This window comes from Methylobacterium sp. 190mf (assembly GCF_900107945.1).
In the GTDB taxonomy this organism is placed as follows: Bacteria; Pseudomonadota; Alphaproteobacteria; order Rhizobiales; family Beijerinckiaceae; genus Methylobacterium.
Map to the genome: position 1 here is coordinate 17,234 of NZ_FNVI01000018.1, position 15,960 is coordinate 33,193.

Annotated in this window: 14 protein-coding genes; 8 read left to right on the plus strand and 6 right to left on the minus strand. The window is 69.7% G+C overall.

The window, feature by feature from the left end:
* Nucleotides 1–7: 7 nt before the first annotated feature.
* The 5 genes from gsiC to C4T42_RS20525 form a co-directional block, all read right to left on the minus strand.
* A complete protein-coding gene (gene gsiC / locus C4T42_RS20505) occupies nucleotides 8–928 on the minus strand; it encodes a glutathione ABC transporter permease GsiC (protein WP_056530854.1) in 921 nt (306 codons plus the stop codon).
* A gap of 105 nt (nucleotides 929–1,033) precedes the next feature.
* Nucleotides 1,034–2,581, minus strand: coding sequence for a glutathione ABC transporter substrate-binding protein GsiB (gsiB, locus tag C4T42_RS20510; protein ID WP_244603246.1), 1,548 nt, complete (start codon nucleotides 2,579–2,581; stop codon nucleotides 1,034–1,036).
* Nucleotides 2,582–2,612: 31 nt separating this feature from the next.
* Nucleotides 2,613–4,526, minus strand: a complete 1,914-nt coding sequence (locus tag C4T42_RS20515; protein WP_103985785.1) for a dipeptide ABC transporter ATP-binding protein — start codon at nucleotides 4,524–4,526, stop codon at nucleotides 2,613–2,615.
* Between the two features lie 8 nt (nucleotides 4,527–4,534).
* Nucleotides 4,535–5,512, minus strand: coding sequence for an isoaspartyl peptidase/L-asparaginase (locus C4T42_RS20520; RefSeq protein ID WP_103985786.1), 978 nt, complete (start codon nucleotides 5,510–5,512; stop codon nucleotides 4,535–4,537).
* Nucleotides 5,509–6,447, minus strand: a complete 939-nt coding sequence (locus tag C4T42_RS20525) for a MurR/RpiR family transcriptional regulator (RefSeq protein ID WP_026605401.1) — start codon at nucleotides 6,445–6,447, stop codon at nucleotides 5,509–5,511. The genes C4T42_RS20520 and C4T42_RS20525 overlap by 4 nt, the downstream gene beginning before the upstream one ends.
* Between C4T42_RS20525 and C4T42_RS32010 the strand changes: the two genes are divergently transcribed.
* From C4T42_RS32010 to C4T42_RS20555, 8 genes are all read left to right on the plus strand, one after another.
* Nucleotides 6,343–6,558, plus strand: a complete 216-nt coding sequence (locus C4T42_RS32010) for a hypothetical protein (protein ID WP_170868042.1) — start codon at nucleotides 6,343–6,345, stop codon at nucleotides 6,556–6,558. The genes C4T42_RS20525 and C4T42_RS32010 overlap by 105 nt on opposite strands.
* 465 nt (nucleotides 6,559–7,023) lie before the next feature.
* The gene (locus C4T42_RS32870; protein WP_326491888.1) at nucleotides 7,024–7,332 is read left to right on the plus strand and encodes a hypothetical protein; all 309 of its coding nucleotides are present in this window, start codon (nucleotides 7,024–7,026) and stop codon (nucleotides 7,330–7,332) included.
* 275 nt (nucleotides 7,333–7,607) lie between these two features.
* Nucleotides 7,608–8,252: a TetR/AcrR family transcriptional regulator gene (locus C4T42_RS20530; RefSeq protein ID WP_026605400.1), complete on the plus strand. Its 645-nt coding sequence runs from the start codon at nucleotides 7,608–7,610 to the stop codon at nucleotides 8,250–8,252.
* A gap of 21 nt (nucleotides 8,253–8,273) precedes the next feature.
* The gene (locus tag C4T42_RS20535) at nucleotides 8,274–9,257 is read left to right on the plus strand and encodes an MDR family oxidoreductase (protein ID WP_103985787.1); all 984 of its coding nucleotides are present in this window, start codon (nucleotides 8,274–8,276) and stop codon (nucleotides 9,255–9,257) included.
* Between the two features lie 152 nt (nucleotides 9,258–9,409).
* Nucleotides 9,410–10,630 carry an ABC transporter substrate-binding protein gene (locus tag C4T42_RS20540; RefSeq protein WP_103985788.1) on the plus strand — a complete coding sequence of 407 codons (1,221 nt, stop codon included), beginning with the start codon at nucleotides 9,410–9,412 and terminating at the stop codon, nucleotides 10,628–10,630.
* A gap of 12 nt (nucleotides 10,631–10,642) precedes the next feature.
* Nucleotides 10,643–11,878: an MFS transporter gene (locus tag C4T42_RS20545; protein WP_103985789.1), complete on the plus strand. Its 1,236-nt coding sequence runs from the start codon at nucleotides 10,643–10,645 to the stop codon at nucleotides 11,876–11,878.
* Between the two features lie 20 nt (nucleotides 11,879–11,898).
* Entirely contained in the window at nucleotides 11,899–12,720 is an 822-nt protein-coding gene (locus tag C4T42_RS20550) for an enoyl-CoA hydratase-related protein (RefSeq protein ID WP_020096117.1), read from the plus strand.
* Nucleotides 12,717–14,165, plus strand: a complete 1,449-nt coding sequence (locus C4T42_RS20555) for a fatty acid--CoA ligase family protein (protein ID WP_244492111.1) — start codon at nucleotides 12,717–12,719, stop codon at nucleotides 14,163–14,165. The genes C4T42_RS20550 and C4T42_RS20555 overlap by 4 nt, the downstream gene beginning before the upstream one ends.
* Before the next feature lie 313 nt (nucleotides 14,166–14,478).
* Here C4T42_RS20555 and C4T42_RS20560 read toward each other — a convergent pair whose 3' ends face one another.
* The gene (locus tag C4T42_RS20560; RefSeq protein WP_244603247.1) at nucleotides 14,479–15,945 is read right to left on the minus strand and encodes a class I adenylate-forming enzyme family protein; all 1,467 of its coding nucleotides are present in this window, start codon (nucleotides 15,943–15,945) and stop codon (nucleotides 14,479–14,481) included.
* Nucleotides 15,946–15,960 lie beyond the last annotated feature (15 nt).

The window sequence follows — 15,960 nt, forward strand, 5'->3', positions numbered from 1 at the left end:
GGCCGGCTCACCTGTAGCGGATGGTCGGGTTGATGAGGCCGTAGAGCACGTCCACGACCAGGTTGATCAGGATGAACTCCAGCGAGAACAGCAGGACCAGGGCCTGGATCACCGGGTAGTCGCGCTGGTTCACGGCATCGACGAGCAGGCGGCCCATGCCGGGCCAGTTGAACACCGCCTCGACGACGATCGAGCCGCCGAGCAGGAAGCCGAACTGCAGGCCCATCATGGTCACGACCGGGATCAGGGCGTTGCGCAGGCAGTGCTTGGCGATCACGACGCGCTCCTTGAGCCCCTTGGCGCGGGCGGTGCGCACGAAATCCTCGCCGATGACCTCCACGAAGGCCGCGCGGGTGAAGCGGGCCATCACGGCGGCCACGGCCGCGCCGAGCGTCAGCGACGGCAGCACGTAGTGCCGCCACGTGTCGGCGCCGACGGTCGGCAGCCAGCCGAGCTCGACCGAGAAGATCTGCATCAGGAGGATGCCGAGTGCGAAGGCGGGGAACGAGATGCCAGACACGGCGAGCGTCATCCCGAACCGGTCGGGCCATTCGTTGCGGTAGACCGCCGAGACGATGCCGATGATCAGCCCGAAGGCGACCGCCCAGGCCATGCTGGTGAGGGTGAGCAGGAGGGTCGGCAGGAAGCGCTCGCCGATCTCGGTCGAGACCGGGCGGCGGGTGCGGATCGAGACGCCGAGATCGCCGCGGGCGAGGTTGGCGAAGTAGCGCACGAACTGTTCCGGCAGGGGCCGGTCGAGGCCGAGCTCTGTGCGCACCAGGGCCACCGTCTGGGCGTCGGCATCCTGCCCGGCCGCCAGCCGCGCCGGATCGCCGGGAAGCAGGTGGACGAACAGGAAGACGAGGACCGAGACGATCAGCAGCGTCGGCAGCAGCCCGAGGAGCCGCTTGAGCAGGAAGGTCAGCATAGGCTCGCGCCCGCGATCCGGGGTTTGCGTGAAGCGATCGCGCGGGACGTCCGCGCCGGGCCGGCCATCGTCCGGGCCGCCCGGCGCGGGGTCCGCTGGCGGCGGCTAGGGAGCGACGGCGATCTCGCCGGAATCGATGTTGCCGTCGGGCATGACGTAGACGCCGGAGAGCCGCGCGGAGGTCGCGTAGAGGTTCTGCTCGGTGACGAGCGGCGCCCAGGGGGCGTCCTTCATCACGATCTCCTGCGCCTTGGCGTAGAGCTCGGCGCGCTCCGCGTCGTTCGTCGAGACCAGCGCCTTGGCGAGGAGGGCGTCGAACTCGGCGTTGCTGTAGTAGGCAGTGTTGTTGAGCTTGGGCGGCCACGCCTCCGTCGCGAGCAGCGGCCGCAGGCCCCAGTCTGCCTCACCGGTCGAGGACGACCAGCCGGCATAGTAGAGGCGGACGCGGGCGGTCTTCGGATCGGGGGCGGTCTGCACCCACTCGGTGCGCTGGCCGGGCTCCAGCGCCAGGGTCTGCACCTTGATGCCGACCTGGCCGAGCTGCTGCTGGAGGAACTGGATCGCCTTCTGGGCGGTGGTGGTGGTGTAGGCGCTCCAGAGGGTCGCCTCGAAGCCGTTGGCGTAGCCGGCCTCCTTGAGGAGCTGGCGCGCCTTGGCCGGGTCGTAGGGCCAGGGATCCATCTTGTGGGCGTAGCGCACGCCCTGCGGGACGATGCCCTGCGCCGGGAAGGCGTAGCCCGAGAAGGCGACCTTGGCCAACGCCTCCTTGTTGATCGCGTAGTTGATCGCTTGGCGGACGCGCAAGTCGTCGAACGGCTTCTGCAGCACGTTCATGCTGAGATACCGCTCGATGATCGAGGCGTGGACCTCGATCTTCAGCTTCTTGCTGGCTTCGAGCATCTTGGCCTGCTCGTAAGGCAGCGGGAAGGCGAAGTCGGCCTCGCCGGTCTGCAGCATGGCGGCGCGGGTGCCGTTCTCGGGCACCGGCTTCCAGGTGATGGTGTCGACCTTCGGGAAGCCGGTCTGCCAGTAATCGGCGAACTTCGCGCCCTTGACGTAGTCAGTCTGCTTCCAGTCGACGAAGGTGAACGGCCCGGTGCCGACCGGGTGGAAGGCGATGTCCTTCCCGTATTTCTTCAGGGCCGTGGGCGAGATGATCGCCGCCGAGGCGTGGGCCAGCGAGTTGATGAACGGCCCGAAGGGCTCCTTCAGGGTGATGCGCAGGCTCGTGGGCGAGAGCACCTCGATCATCTTGATGCGGTTGAACTGGTTGTACCGCGCAAGGTGGTTCTCCGGGTCGAGGACGCGGTCGAGGTTGGCCTTCACCGCAGCGGCGTCGAACGTCGTGCCGTCGTGGAATTTCACGCCCTCGCGCAGCTTGAACGTGTAGACGAGGCCGTCGGGCGATGTCTCGTAGCTCTCAGCCAGGACGTTGCGGACCTTGAGATCCTTATCGAAGCCGAAGAGGCCCTCGTAGAACGACTTGGTGACGGCGGTCGTGAGCGTGGTGTTCGTATTGTACGGGTCGAGGGTCTCGGGCTGGCCGCTGATCGCCAGGACCGGGTCGCCCGCGGCGGCGGCGGGCGCGGCCGCCACGGCGAGCAGGCCGGCGGCGAGGAGGAAGCGCTCGAACATGGTCAGACCTCGGGACATGGGACGATCCTGCTGGCGTGGTTAAGCGGTGTCAGGCGGCGAGACCGCCGACCGTGTGGCGGGCGACGAGATGGCCGGGACCGATCTCGACGAGGGGCGCGACCTGCGGCTCGTCGCCGAGCGCCCGGACCGGGCTCGGGATCTCGTCGGTCAGGAGTCGGCGGGCGCGCAGGTGTCGGCGGGCCGGGTCGGCGATGGGCACCGCCGCCATCAGCTTGCGGGTGTAGGGATGCTGCGGGTTCTCGAAGATCGCCCGGCGGGGGCCGATCTCGACGATCTGGCCGAGATACATCACCGCCACCCGGTGGCTGACGCGCTCGACCACCGCCATGTCGTGGCTGATGAAGAGGTAGGCGAGGCCGAAATCCCGCTGGAGGTCGAGCATCAGGTTCACGATCTGGGCCTGGATCGAGACGTCGAGGGCCGAGACCGCCTCGTCGGCGACGATGACCTTCGGGTTCAGGGCGAGGGCCCGGGCGATGGCGATGCGCTGCCGCTGCCCGCCCGAGAACTCGTGCGGGTAGCGCTGGGCCTGGTCGGGGGTCAGCCCGACGCGCTCGAGCAGCCACGCCACCCGCGCCTCGGCCTCCCGGCGCGTCGCGATCCCGTGGACCAGCAGCGGCTCCATGATCGAGAAGCCCACGGTCAGGCGGGGATCGAGGGACGCGTAGGGATCCTGGAAGATGAACTGGATGTTGCGCCGCAGGCCGCGGAGCTGCCCGGGGGGCAGGTCGCGGACGTTGCCGCCGTCGAATTCGATAAGGCCGCTCTCGCTCTCCACGAGGCGCAGGAGAGAGCGGCCCGTCGTGGACTTGCCGCAGCCGGATTCGCCGACGAGGGCCAGGGTCTCGCCGGGGTGGAGATCGAAGCTGACCCGCTCCACCGCGTGGACGCGGCGGCGCACGCGATTGAGCAGGCCGCCGCGGATGTCGAACCGGGTGATGAGGTCCCGCACCCGCAGGATCGGCCCGGCGCCGGCGCGGACGGTGTCGTGGGGCACGTCGACCGTGGCGGGCGCCCCCTGCCCTGCCGGCTCTTCCCGGGCCTCGGCCCGCAGCAGGTCGAACTTCCGGGGCAGATCGCTGCCCGCCATGGCGCCGAGCTTGGGCACGGCGGCCAGCAGCGCCTTGGTGTAGGCGTGGCGCGGCGCGGCGAAGAGCGCGGGCGCCTCCCCCTCCTCCACCTTGTCGCCGCGGTACATGACCAGCACGCGGTCGGCGATCTCGGCCACGACGCCCATGTCGTGGGTGATGAAGACGACGCCCATCTTCATCTCGGCCTGGAGGCTGCGGATCAGTTCGAGGATCTGCGCCTGGATCGTGACGTCGAGGGCCGTGGTCGGCTCATCGGCGATGAGCAACTGCGGCTTGCAGGACAGGGCCATGGCGATCATCACGCGCTGGCGCATGCCGCCGGAGAGCTGGTGCGGGTAGCGCGTGAGGACGTTGCGCGCCTCGGGGATGCGCACGAGGTCGAGCATCCGCAGGGCCTCGGCCCGGGAGGCTGAGGCGCTCTTCCCCTGGTGGACGCGGATCGATTCCGCGATCTGGTCCCCGGCGGTGAAGACGGGGTTCAGGGAGGTCATCGGCTCCTGGAAGATCATCGCGATCTCGGCGCCACGGATCGCCCGCATCTTGGCGTTCGAGGCGGCGGCGAGATCGAGCACCTCGCCCGAGCCGCGCCGGAACAGCATCTGCCCGGCCGCGATCCGGCCGCCGCCGTGCTCCACGAGGCGCATCAGGCTGAGCGAGGTCACGGACTTGCCGGACCCGGACTCGCCGACGATCGCCAGGGTCTCGCCGGCGTCGACGTGGAACGCGAGGTCGCGGACCGCCTCCACGACCCGCTCGGAGTTCGCAAAGCGGACGGTAAGGCCGGTGACGGAGACGACCCGTCCGTCGGGCAGAGCGGCAGGAGAGGCGGTCCCGGCTGCGATGGTCGGCATGGCGGATCTCAGCGCGCTGGTGCGGGGACGCGGCGGGTCTCGCCGAAGATCGCGGTGGCCGGCGCCTCGCCGGAGCGGACGAGGCCGCGATACATGCCCTCGGTGTTGAACGGCATTGCGACCCGGCCGCGCGCATCGACGGCGATCAGCCCGCCGCGGCCGCCGACAGTCGGCAGGTGCTCCTCGACAACCGCCCGGGCTGCCACCTCGAGGTCCTGGCCCCCGTAGGCCATGCGCGCGCAGACATCGTGCGCCGCCGCGACGCGGATGAAGGCCTCCCCCGTGCCGGTGCAGGAGACCGCGGCGGTCCTGTCGTCCGCGTAGGTGCCCGCGCCGATCAGCGGCGAGTCGCCGATCCGGCCGGGACGCTTGTTGGTCATGCCGCCGGTCGAGGTCAGGGCGGCGAGGTGGCCGTCCCGGTCGAGGGCGACGGCGCCCACCGTGCCGAACTTGCGGGTCTCGTCGAGGGGCCCCGACGCCGTGTCGTGGTCGAGGGCGACTTGCCCGGCGGCCAACGCCCGGCGAAGCTGGTCGCGGCGGGCCTCTGTCGAGAAAAAATCGGGCTCGACCATCTCAAGGCCGTGCCGGCGCGCGAAGGTCTCGGCGCCGGCACCAGCCATAAGGACGTGCTCGCCGGCCTCCATCAGCGCGCGGGCGGCGCGGCCAGGCCGGCGCACCCGCGAGACGCCCGCGACAGCGCCGGCCCGCAGGGTGGCGCCGTCCATGATCGCGGCGTCGAGTTCGTGGGTCTCGACGCTGGTGAAGACGGCGCCGTGGCCGGCATTGAAGAGCGGGCACTCCTCCAGGAGGTCGACGGCGACACTCACGGCGTCGAGGGCGCTCCCGCCGTCGGCGAGGCAGGCCGCTCCGGCCGCCAGGATTCCGGCGAGGGCCGCGTGGTAGCGCGCCTCGCCGGGATCGGCCTGGCCCGACGCGATCGTCCCGGCACCGCCGTGGATCACGAGTACGGGGCGGTGGTCGCTCATGGAACGGCTCCCGGAGGCGGGGTGTCGGGCAGGTCGTCGGCTCCGCCCTGCGGCGGCCAGGCGGCGTAGTCGCGGTCGAGCCAGGGCAGCACCGCTTCCGTCACGCGCGTCGCGGCCGGGACGAGATCCTCGGTGGCGTGGGCGAAGGCGCTCGCCAGGGCCTCCACGAGGGCCGTCAGGCTGGCATCCGAGGCGGCGAAGTAGTGGCAGTCGGTCTGCGCGTAGAGCGCGACCGTAGCGGTGGCGACGAGGGGTGAGTGCGGTCCGTCAGTCAGCGCCAGGACCGCGGCGCCGTGCTTCCGTGCGATCTCGGCCAGCCGCACCGTGTCGGCGAAGTACCGCGGGGTTGCGAGCGCGATGACGAGGTCGTCGGTCGTCAGCCGGCGCAGGCTCCGGGCGGCGAAGCCGGGCCCCTCCAGTGTCGCCAGCAGATGGACGTCCTCGCGGTTGACGTCGAGGTTGCGCGCCAGGATGCCGGCCGGCCAGCTGCTGCTGCCCAGGCCCACGACGTAGACCCGTCGGGCCCGGCGGATCGCCTCGACGGCCTGCGCACAGGTCTGGCCGTCGAGCCCACGCCGCGTCGCCTCGATGTTGCGGACGATGTCGGCCAAGGCTCCGTCGAGGATGCCGGACGCGGTCGCGGGCTGATCTCGGCTGCCGCGCAGCTTCTCGACCGGTGCGAGCGCCTTCTCATAGCCGAGGACGAGGGCCGCGCGGAACTTTGCGTAGCCCTCGTAGCCCACGGCGCGGGCAAACCGATTAGCGGTGGCGACGGAGACGCCAACCAAGTCTGCAAGCTCATTCACGGGCAGAGTCGCGGCGCGCAACGGATGATCAAGGACGAAGCGGGCGACCTCTCGGTGAGCGGAGCTGAGCGCCGGAAACGCGTGCGCGATCCGTTGCGCGACAGAAAGTTCCTTGGGTTCCAACGCCACGACGCTCGAGCCGATCAAAAATTCTCACTGCCGGACAGTCTGAGAATTTTTTCGATCACCCGCAAGCGCTTCGACGCTTATTTTCGCGGCACCAGTTGCACAAATCGCTGAACTTCCCAGACAAATTGGGTGACCTCGCTCCTAGTCAGATGCGCCTCTCCGTTCACGGCAACTGCGTTGGCCGATGGCTGCAGTTGCGCTCCTGCTGTGGGGGGCTCACTGCAGGTGCAATGGCGACCGGTGAGCCGATCTATGCTGATGTCTGCTTCGGAGATGCCGGCTGACGCCACCGAATGGCCGTGACGGGCGCGAAATCGTCGATCAACTTCCTAGCTCAAGGCCAAGGTCCGGCAGCAGCGCGTCCCAAACCCAGGTGACAGAACGGCGCTTTGACGCACGGCTGCGCATGTCGAGCGCGTGTCTCACCGGTCGCCATTGCACCCAACCCCACTCGACCCACGCCCGGACCTCGGACAGGGCCGCCGCCGCTCCCACGGCACCCCCGCCGCCGCCGAGCCTCGCTTGCCGTGCAGCCGGTGCCGCTCCCCCGCTTATGCCCATTCTGCGGCACTGCCGGTGCCGCGTGGTGGCGGCTGTTCATCCATCAACCCATCACGGGAACTCCGTCTCGGCCGCGGCGACCCGCGCTTCACTGCCGATCGCACCGCCTTCGTCGTCATCCGTGGCACCGCCCCAACCGGCGCCCGTGCCATCTTCTGCATCGAAACGAAGAACAGTGGAGCCGGCCACGACCCCGCGCTGCCGCCTCATCCGCGGCACCAAGAAATCGGACGCACGACGACCGGCCTATTCATCGCCCCCGAGGGTCCCGCGCTGACCGGCCCGGCCTGCCGGCAGCTCGGCCTCGCCAGCGCAAGGATTTGAAAGTAGAGCGCCCTCGCCTCTTCGATTCCACGCACAAACGGCCTCATCCACGACCGGCGAGCTCTAGCTAAGCCCGGCCCCGACAACCGCCCCTTGCGCACCGGTGCGTTCGCCCTGCGGCATCGGGAGACGGCACCGACCCTTCGCCACTGGATCAGAAAGACAGGATCTCGGCGCGACGCAGCTCGTCCTCCTGAGAGCTGCGCGCGGAACGCGGTCTGACAGGATCGCCCAGGCTCGTTGCATTTAATAATCAACCGGTCTATTTCTAATTCATGCAGTCCGATTCGGTCTCGGTTGTCACCGCGCGCAAGAGGGGTCGGCCACCTAGGCCTGAGCCGGCCTACGGCACGTCGCGGGCGGCCTTGATCCGGGTGGGCGTCGCGCTGCTATCGGAGAAGGGCTACTCGGCAACCGGCCTCGAAGAGGTCCTGCGCACCGCGGGTGTGCCGAAAGGTTCGTTCTATCACTATTTCGCGAGCAAGGACGTCTTCGGCGCCGAACTGATCGAGGCGTACGCAGCCTACTTCGCGCGCAAGCTCGACCGCTGGTTGCTCGATGAGAGTACGACCCCGATCGAGCGCATCAGGAACTTCGTCGCCGACGCGAAGGCCGGCATGGCACGCTACGAGTTCCGTCGCGGCTGTGTCGTCGGCAATCTCGGGCAGGAGATGAGCGCCCTGCCCGAGCTCTTTCGGGACCGTCTGCATGGCGTCCTCCTCGACTGGCAGGCGCGGACGGAGCGCTGTCTCCGGGACGCCCAGGCAGCCGGCCAGATCGCCGCGGATGCCGATTGCGCTGCGCTGGCGGCGTTTTTCTGGATCGGCTGGGAAGGCGCGGTCCTGCGCGCCAAGCTCGAGCGCAGCCCCGAGCCTCTCGACCTCTTCGCCACCCTATTCCTGACCTGTCTTACGCGCTGAGCGCCCCATGGAGTGCCCCGAATGTTCAAGGCAATCCTGATCGAGAAGGATGAGGCGGGCTACCGCGCCGGCCTACGTGAGATCGACGAGGCGCAGCTCCCCGAGGGCGACGTCACCGTGGATGTCGCCTACTCGACGTTGAACTACAAGGACGGGCTCGCGATCACCGGGAAAGGCCCGGTCGTGCGCAAATTTCCGATGGTGCCGGGCATCGACATCGCCGGCACCGTCCGCGAATCCCGGCATCACGACTACAAGGCCGGCGACCGCGTCGTCCTCAACGGCTGGAGCGTCGGCGAGACCCATTGGGGTGGACTGGCGCAAGTCGCACGGCTCAAGGGCGACTGGCTGGTGCCATTGCCGGAGGCGCTCACGCCACGGCAGGCGATGGCGATCGGCACTGCCGGTTACACGGCGATGCTGTGCGTGATCGCCCTCGAGCGCCACGGCGTCACCCCCGACAAGGGCGAGGTCGTCGTCACCGGCGCGGCCGGTGGCGTCGGCAGCACGGCGGTCGCTCTCCTGTCGCGCCTCGGCTACACGGTCGTGGCGGTGAGCGGCCGTCCCGAGGAGGCCGATTACCTGCGCCGCCTCGGCGCAGCGGAGGTGCTGGATCGGGCGACATTCTCGGATCCGGGCAGGCCGCTCGCCCGGGAGCGCTGGGCCGGGGCCGTCGATGTGGTCGGTAGCCACACGCTGGCGAACGTCTGCGCCGCCATGAAGTACCGGGGCGTCGTAACGGCTTGCGGTCTGGCTCAGGGGATGGACCTGCCTGCGAGCGTGGCCCCCTTCATCCTGCGCGGCGTCAGCCTGCTCGGGATCGACAGCGTGATGTGCCCGCGGCCTGAGCGGATCGAGGCCTGGAACAGGCTGGTCCACGACCTCGATCCGGTCAAGCTCGAGGCGATCACGGAGGAGATCGGCCTGACAGAGGCTGTGGCCACCGCGGAACGCCTGATGTCGGGCCGGGTGCGCGGCCGCGTCGTCGTTGACGTGCATCGCTAGGCGTTCTCGCCGCCTCTCGCCGCCGTTCAACTGCGGAACAGACGGAAATCATACAGGGAAGACTTGGGTGTGATGGCTTAATACTGAACGCGGCACTGCCGCCGGACTGACAAAAACAAACACAGTCCGTTCATACCGATGGAGGAAAGACCATGAAGGGTGTATTCGCGCTGGCGATCCTGTTTGGCGGCCTGTCCGCCGTGCAGGCCGACCCGCTGCCGACCTTCCGTATCGGCGTGCTGAATGATCAGTCCGGGCTCTACGCCGACATCGCGGGGCCGGGCTCCGTCGAGGCCGCGCGCATGGCCGTCGAGGACTTCAAGCCGGACGTGAGAGGCTTCCGCGTCGAGGTTCTCTCGGCCGACCATCAGAACAAGCCCGATATCGGCGCGGCCATCGTGCGACGCTGGTTCGACGTCGACCAGGTCGACGCGATCGTCGACGTACCGACCTCTTCGGTCGCCCTGGCCGTGTCGAACATCGCGAGCGAGAAGGACAAGGCATTCCTGATCGCGAGCGCCGGGTCCTCGGATCTGACCGGGAAGAACTGCACCCGGACCAACGTCCATTGGACCTACGACACCTGGGCTCTCGGCAACAGCACGGCGCGCGCCGTGATCAAGCAGGGCGGAAAGTCCTGGTACTTCCTCACGACGGATTACGCGTTCGGTCACGCTCTGGAGCGCGACGCCACCGAGGCCGTGACGAAGGCGGGCGGCAAGTCCCTCGGACACGTCCTGGCTCCGTTCCAGAGCACCGACTTCTCCTCCTACCTGCTCCAGGCCCACGGCAGCGGTGCGCAGGTGGTCGCGCTCGCCAATTCCGGCGGCGACACGATCAACGCCATCAAGCAGGCCTCGGAGTTCGGCCTCACCGACGGCGGCCAGAAGCTCGTCGCGCTCCTCGCCTTCATCTCGGACATCCACTCAGTCGGCCTGAAGGTCGCCCACGGCCTGACTCTGACCGAGGCGTTCTACTGGGACCTCAATGACGGCACCCGGACCTGGGCGAAGCGGTTCGCGGCACGCAACGGTGGCCGTTACCCGACGATGAACCAGGCCGGCACCTACGCGGCGATGCTCCACTGGATGAAGGCGATCGCCGCCCTCGACAAGGACAAGGCGCATCGCGGCACCGACATCGTCGCGCAGATGAAGGCGATGCCGACAAACGATCCGCTGTTCGGCCACGGCTCGATCCGCGCGGACGGGCGCACCATCCACGACCTCTACCTGTTCCAGGTCAAGGACCCGTCCGAGTCGAAGGGGCCGTACGACTACTACAAGCTCGTCGACACCATCCCCGGCGACCAGGCGTTCCGGCCCATGGCCGACGGCGGCTGCCCCCTCGTAGCCCATACGGCCGCGAAGTGAGGCAGCCTAGCCATGGCACGTCCTGACGCGGCCGACAGCGCGACCATCAGCGCAAAGCGGATGGCGATCGGGCTGCTGCTCCTGAGCGAGGTGGCGGCTATGGCGACGTGGTTCGCCACCACCGCCTCGATCGGCGCGATCCGCACGCAGTGGACGCTGAGCCCGTTCCAGGAGGCCCTGCTCACCAACAGCGTGCAGGCCGGGTTCGTCGCCGGCACCCTGGTCAGCGCGCTGCTGGGGCTGGCCGACCGGTTCGACCTGCGCCGGCTGTTCTGCGGCTGCGCCGTCGCGGCCGGTCTCGCCAACCTCCTGATGCTGGCCTTCGCGCCGACCTCGCCGATGGTGCCGCTGCTGCGCTTCGTGACGGGGGCCTGCATGGCCGGCGTCTACCCGGTCGGCATGAAGATCGCCGCGACCTGGGCGGTGGGTGACCTGGGGCTGCTGATCGGCCTTCTGGTGGGCGCGCTCACCCTCGGCTCGGCGCTGCCCCACCTCGTCGCGGCCCTCGGCCAGCTCGACTGGCATCTGCCGGTGCTCGGTGCGGCGTTGGGCGCCCTCCTCTCGGCGGCCCTGATCCGCTTCGTGCAACTCGGGCCGATCCGGTCGGAGGCCCCGCCCCTGCGCTTGGAGAACGCCCTGGAGGCGTGGCGCAATCGCGGCGTGCGCTTGGCCAATCTCGGCTATCTCGGCCACATGTGGGAGCTCTACGCGATGTGGGCCTGGATCGGTGCCTTCATGGCGGCGAGCTTCCGTGAGCGTTACGGCAACGCGCCGCCGTTCCCGCCGGAACTGGCCGCCTTCGCGGTGGTGGCGGCCGGGGCGTTCGGCGCGATGCTGGGCGGCTGGGCGGCCGATCGACTCGGGCGCACTCTGGTCACCGGCGCCTCGATGCTGGCCAGCGGCTGCTGTGCCATCGCGGTGGGTTTCCTGTTCGGCGGCCCTGCCTGGGCGGTGCTGGCGGTGGGCGTGCTCTGGGGCGTCGCGGTGATCGCCGATTCGGCGCAGTTCTCGGCGGCGGTGAGCGAGCTGAGCGACCGCAGGCTGATCGGCACGATGCTCACCGTGCAGACCTGCCTCGGCTTTCTCCTGACGCTCGTCAGTATCCAGCTCATCGCCTTCGCCGGGACATTCCTCGGCTGGCGCTTCGCCTTCGCGCTGCTGGCCGTGGGGCCGTTCCTGGGTCTCGCTTCGATGCTGCGGCTGCGGCGCCTACCCGAGGCCAAGCGGCTGGCGGGAGGACGCAAGTGACAGCGAGGAGAAAGCCATCCGTGGCCTTCAAGACGATCACCTACGAGACGCTCGCGCCGGTGGCACGCATCACCCTGAACCGCCCGGAGCGCACCAACGCGATCAGCGCGACCATGCTCGACGAACTCGCGCAGGCGATGGACGCGGCCGAGGCCGACGATGCGGTGCGCGCCGTGATCGTGCGCGGGGCCGGCACGGCCTTCTCGTCGGGCTTCGATCTCAAGGATCAGATGGCGCTGCGCCCTGAAGGCGTGAGCCAGTGGCGCCCGATCCTGCGCAAGGATTTCGATGTGCCGATGCGCTTCTGGCACTGCCCGAAGCCGACCATCGCGGCGGTGCGTGGTCCCTGCCTCGCGGGCGCCTGCGAGTTGGCGTTGGCCTGCGACGTGACCGTGGCGGCCGAGGATGCCTTCTTCGGCGAGCCGGAGCTGAAATTCGGGGCCGGTATCGTGGTGATGATCCTGCCCTGGATCGTCGGCCCGAAGATCGCCAAGGAGATCATCCTCACGGGCGAGGACCGCATTCCGGCGCGGCGCGCCTACGAGATCGGAATGGTCAACCGAGTCGTGCCGATTGCCGAGCTCGACGCGAGCGCGCTGCGCCTTGCCCGGCACATCGCGGCGATCGACCCGAACCTCGTCAAGGAGACGAAACGGGCCCTCAACCGGTCGATCGAGGCGCGCGGCATGCTGGAGGCCCTGGAGACGGCCCTCGACATCGACCTGCTGATCGAGGGCGAAGGCTCGCCGGACAAGCGGGCCTTCATGGACATCGCCCGGTCGCAAGGCCTCAAGGCGGCACTGGCCTGGCGCGACAGCCGCTTCCCGGGAGCCGGATCGTGACCGGGGCGCTGGCGGAACTCCTGGGCGCTGGGCTCGGCCGCCCAGGCAGCCGGGTGGACGAGAGTTCCGGCCCCGGGATGACGGGGCGCGACCTCGGTGCACACGCGGATCTGGTCGCCGGTCGGCTGCGTGCGGCAGGCATGCGCCCGCACGAGCCGGTGCACCTCACCATCGGCAACCGGGCGCTCGATCTCGGGACGCTGCTCGGCCTCTGGCGGGCGGGCGCGGTCGCGGTGCCCGTTCACCGAGCCGCTGCACCGCTCACCCGCGCGGCGGTCGAGCGGGCGACGCGTGCCCGCTTCCGGGCCGACGGGCTCAGCTTGGAGAAGATCGCGGAGGATGCGCCGCCGGTGCGGCCGCTCCTGGACGGGGCCGCCCTCGTGGTCTTCACCTCGGGCAGCACCGGCGTGCCGAAGGGCGTGGTTCTCGGACACGATGCCCTGGCGCGCAAGCTCGCGATCCTCGACCGGCTGCTGGGCTTTCGCCCGGACGACGTCGTCGCGGTGCCGCTCCAGCTGACCTTCATCTTCGGGATCTGGGCGAGCCTCCTGGCGATCCGCTCTGAGGCGAGACTCGTCCTCGTCCCGAAGTTCACGCCCGCGACGCTCGAGGGCCTGCTCGCCGCGGAGGGGACGGTGTTGGCCGCTGTGCCGACCATGCTGCGAGCCCTGCTGGCCGACGGTGTCCCGCCGGCCCCCCGTCTGCGGGCGGTGCTGACCGGCGGCGAGGCGCTCAGCCCGTCGCTGACGCAAGCAGTCCGCGGCGGATGGCCGAAGGCCGAGCTCGTCGACCTCTATGGCTCGACCGAGACTGGCTCCTGCGACTTCTGTCACCGACCGCGGGACGTCTCGGAGGCTGGGTCGATCGGCATGCCAACCGAGGGCGTGTCGTTCCGCATCGTCCGCGACGACGGCGCGCTCGCCGCTCTGGGCGAGACCGGCGAGCTGCGGATCCGAACTGCCTGCGGCATGCTCGGCTATCTCGACGGCGCCGAGCTCACGCGCTCCGCGCTGGAGGCGGACCACTTCCGCACAGGCGATCTCGCGCGCCTGCGCCAGGACGGTCACGTCGAGCTCGTCGGGCGCTCGAAGGAGATCATCGCGCGGGGCGGCAACAAGATCGCGCCCCTGGAGATCGAGAACGCCCTGTGCGCGCATCCGGACATCGCGGCGGCCCTGTGCGCCGGCGTGCCCGACCCGCGCCTCGGCGAGGCGATCCACGCGGTCGTCGTGCTGAAGCCTGACCGCGCGCTGTCGGCGGACGAACTCAGGCGCTGGGCATCGGCCCATCTCGAACGTTACAAGGTGCCGGACGTGATCGTCTTCAGCGACACGCTGCCGTCGGGCGCGACCGGAAAGGCGAGCCGGGCGATGGTCAGTACGCTCACGCTGATCCACGCGGAGACGACGTCGGCCGACCTGCAGGGCGCGCCAGTGAGCTCCTAGGCTGGGACGGGGGGCCGTCCGCACGATCGTCTTGTCCGCGCTCTCAGCACCGCGGGGAGCCTATTCGCGCGAGCGCCCTTCCGGCTCGAGAGCCGGTCCGCCCTGTCCTGATCGACGTGGACCTGCCGGCGCCGGTGCGCATGCCGCCGAAGCGGATCCGGGTTCGTCGCAAAAACGCGTGGTACAACAAGGATCCAGAGCTGCCGGCTTGATGCAATCAGGTCGGAGCCGGTTCTGGCCTGGGTCGGCCGCGAACGTGCGCCACACCGAGGCGGGGCGGTGAGACGCGCTGCCGTTCGCGTAGACATGTGTCCTAGGAAGCGGCCAACAAGCTACGCAGCGCCTTGCGGTCGGTCTTGCCGACGCCGTTGACCGGCAGCACGTCAAGCCTGCGAATCTGCGCCGGCACGTAGATCCGCGCGAGGGAACCCCGTACGAAATCCTTGAGCCCCGGCTCGTCGAGGCCCTCGCCCTCCCGCAGCACCACGAAGGCCACCGGTACCTCGCCGAGATCCGCGTCGGGGGCGCCGACCACGCAACAGTCGCAGATGGCCGGATGGGCAGCGAGTTGCCGCTCGATCAACGCGGGCGAGATATTCTCGCCGCCGCGAATGATCACGTCCTTGATGCGCCCCGTGATGGCGAGGAAGCCGTCGGCGTCGAAGCGGCCGAGATCACCGGTGCGCAGCCAGCCGTCCACGATCGGCTGGTCCGCGCTGCCGAGATAGCCGGCCATCAGGGCCGGGCCGGAGATGCGGATCTCCCCTTCCCGGCCGGCCTCGACCGGGCGATCCGTGGCCGGATCGAACAGGTCCACATTCTGGCCCGCGAGCACGGTCCCGATCGTGCCGATGCGACGCCGGCCCGGCGGGTTCATGGTCGAGGTGCAGGTCGCCTCCGACAGGCCGTAGGAGACGAGGAGCGGCACGCCGAAGGCCTCCTCGATCTGCCGATGCAGGGTCGGGGTGATCGGCGCCGAGCCGCAGCGCAGGAAGCGCAGGCCCGGGAAGCGCTCCCCGGGGCGCAGCAGGGGCAGCATCCGCGCGTAGATCGTCGGCACGCCGGTCATGTAGGTGATGCCGCCAGATCGCAGGCGGTCGAGGGCGGCCTCGGCCTGGAAGCGCTCCATCAACACGATCTCGGCTCCGGCCAGGAGAGGCACGATCAACTGGTTGTTGATGCCGTTCGTGTGATGAAGTGGCATGACGTGGAGAAGCCGGTCCGCAGGCCCCGTACCGGTGTGACGGAGCACGCCCGCGGCGTTGCAGATCAGGCCTTCGTGGCGCAGCAGCACGCCCTTCGGCCGGCCGGTGCTCCCCGAGGTGAAAAGCAGCATGGCCTCATCCCGCGGGCTGACCTCGGCCGCGAAGGCCGCGCTGTCGGCGAGGCTGTCCAGTGCGCGGACGTCCAGGCCGGTCAGAGCGACGGGCGAGGCGTCGACCTGGGCGACGATGAGATGCCGCATGCCGACGAGCGCAGCCTGCTCGGCCACCACCTCCGGCGCGAGCCCCGGCTCCAGGAAGCAGACGCAGGCGCCGGCCTGCATGGCGCCGAAGTAGGCCGCGATGGCCGCCGCACTCTTGGGCGCGATCAGTCCGACCCGGTCACCCTTGGCGACACCCCAGTCCCGGACTGCGCCCGCGGCGGCGTCGATCCGCGCGCCGAGGTCGGCATAGGATACGACGTCGGAGCCCGAGAGCGCCGTGCGGCCCGTCCCCGCATGATCCGCGATGGCCGCGCGCAGCCGCGCGCTGATCGAGTCCGGCATGGCAGCGCTCATGGCGGCGATCTCCTG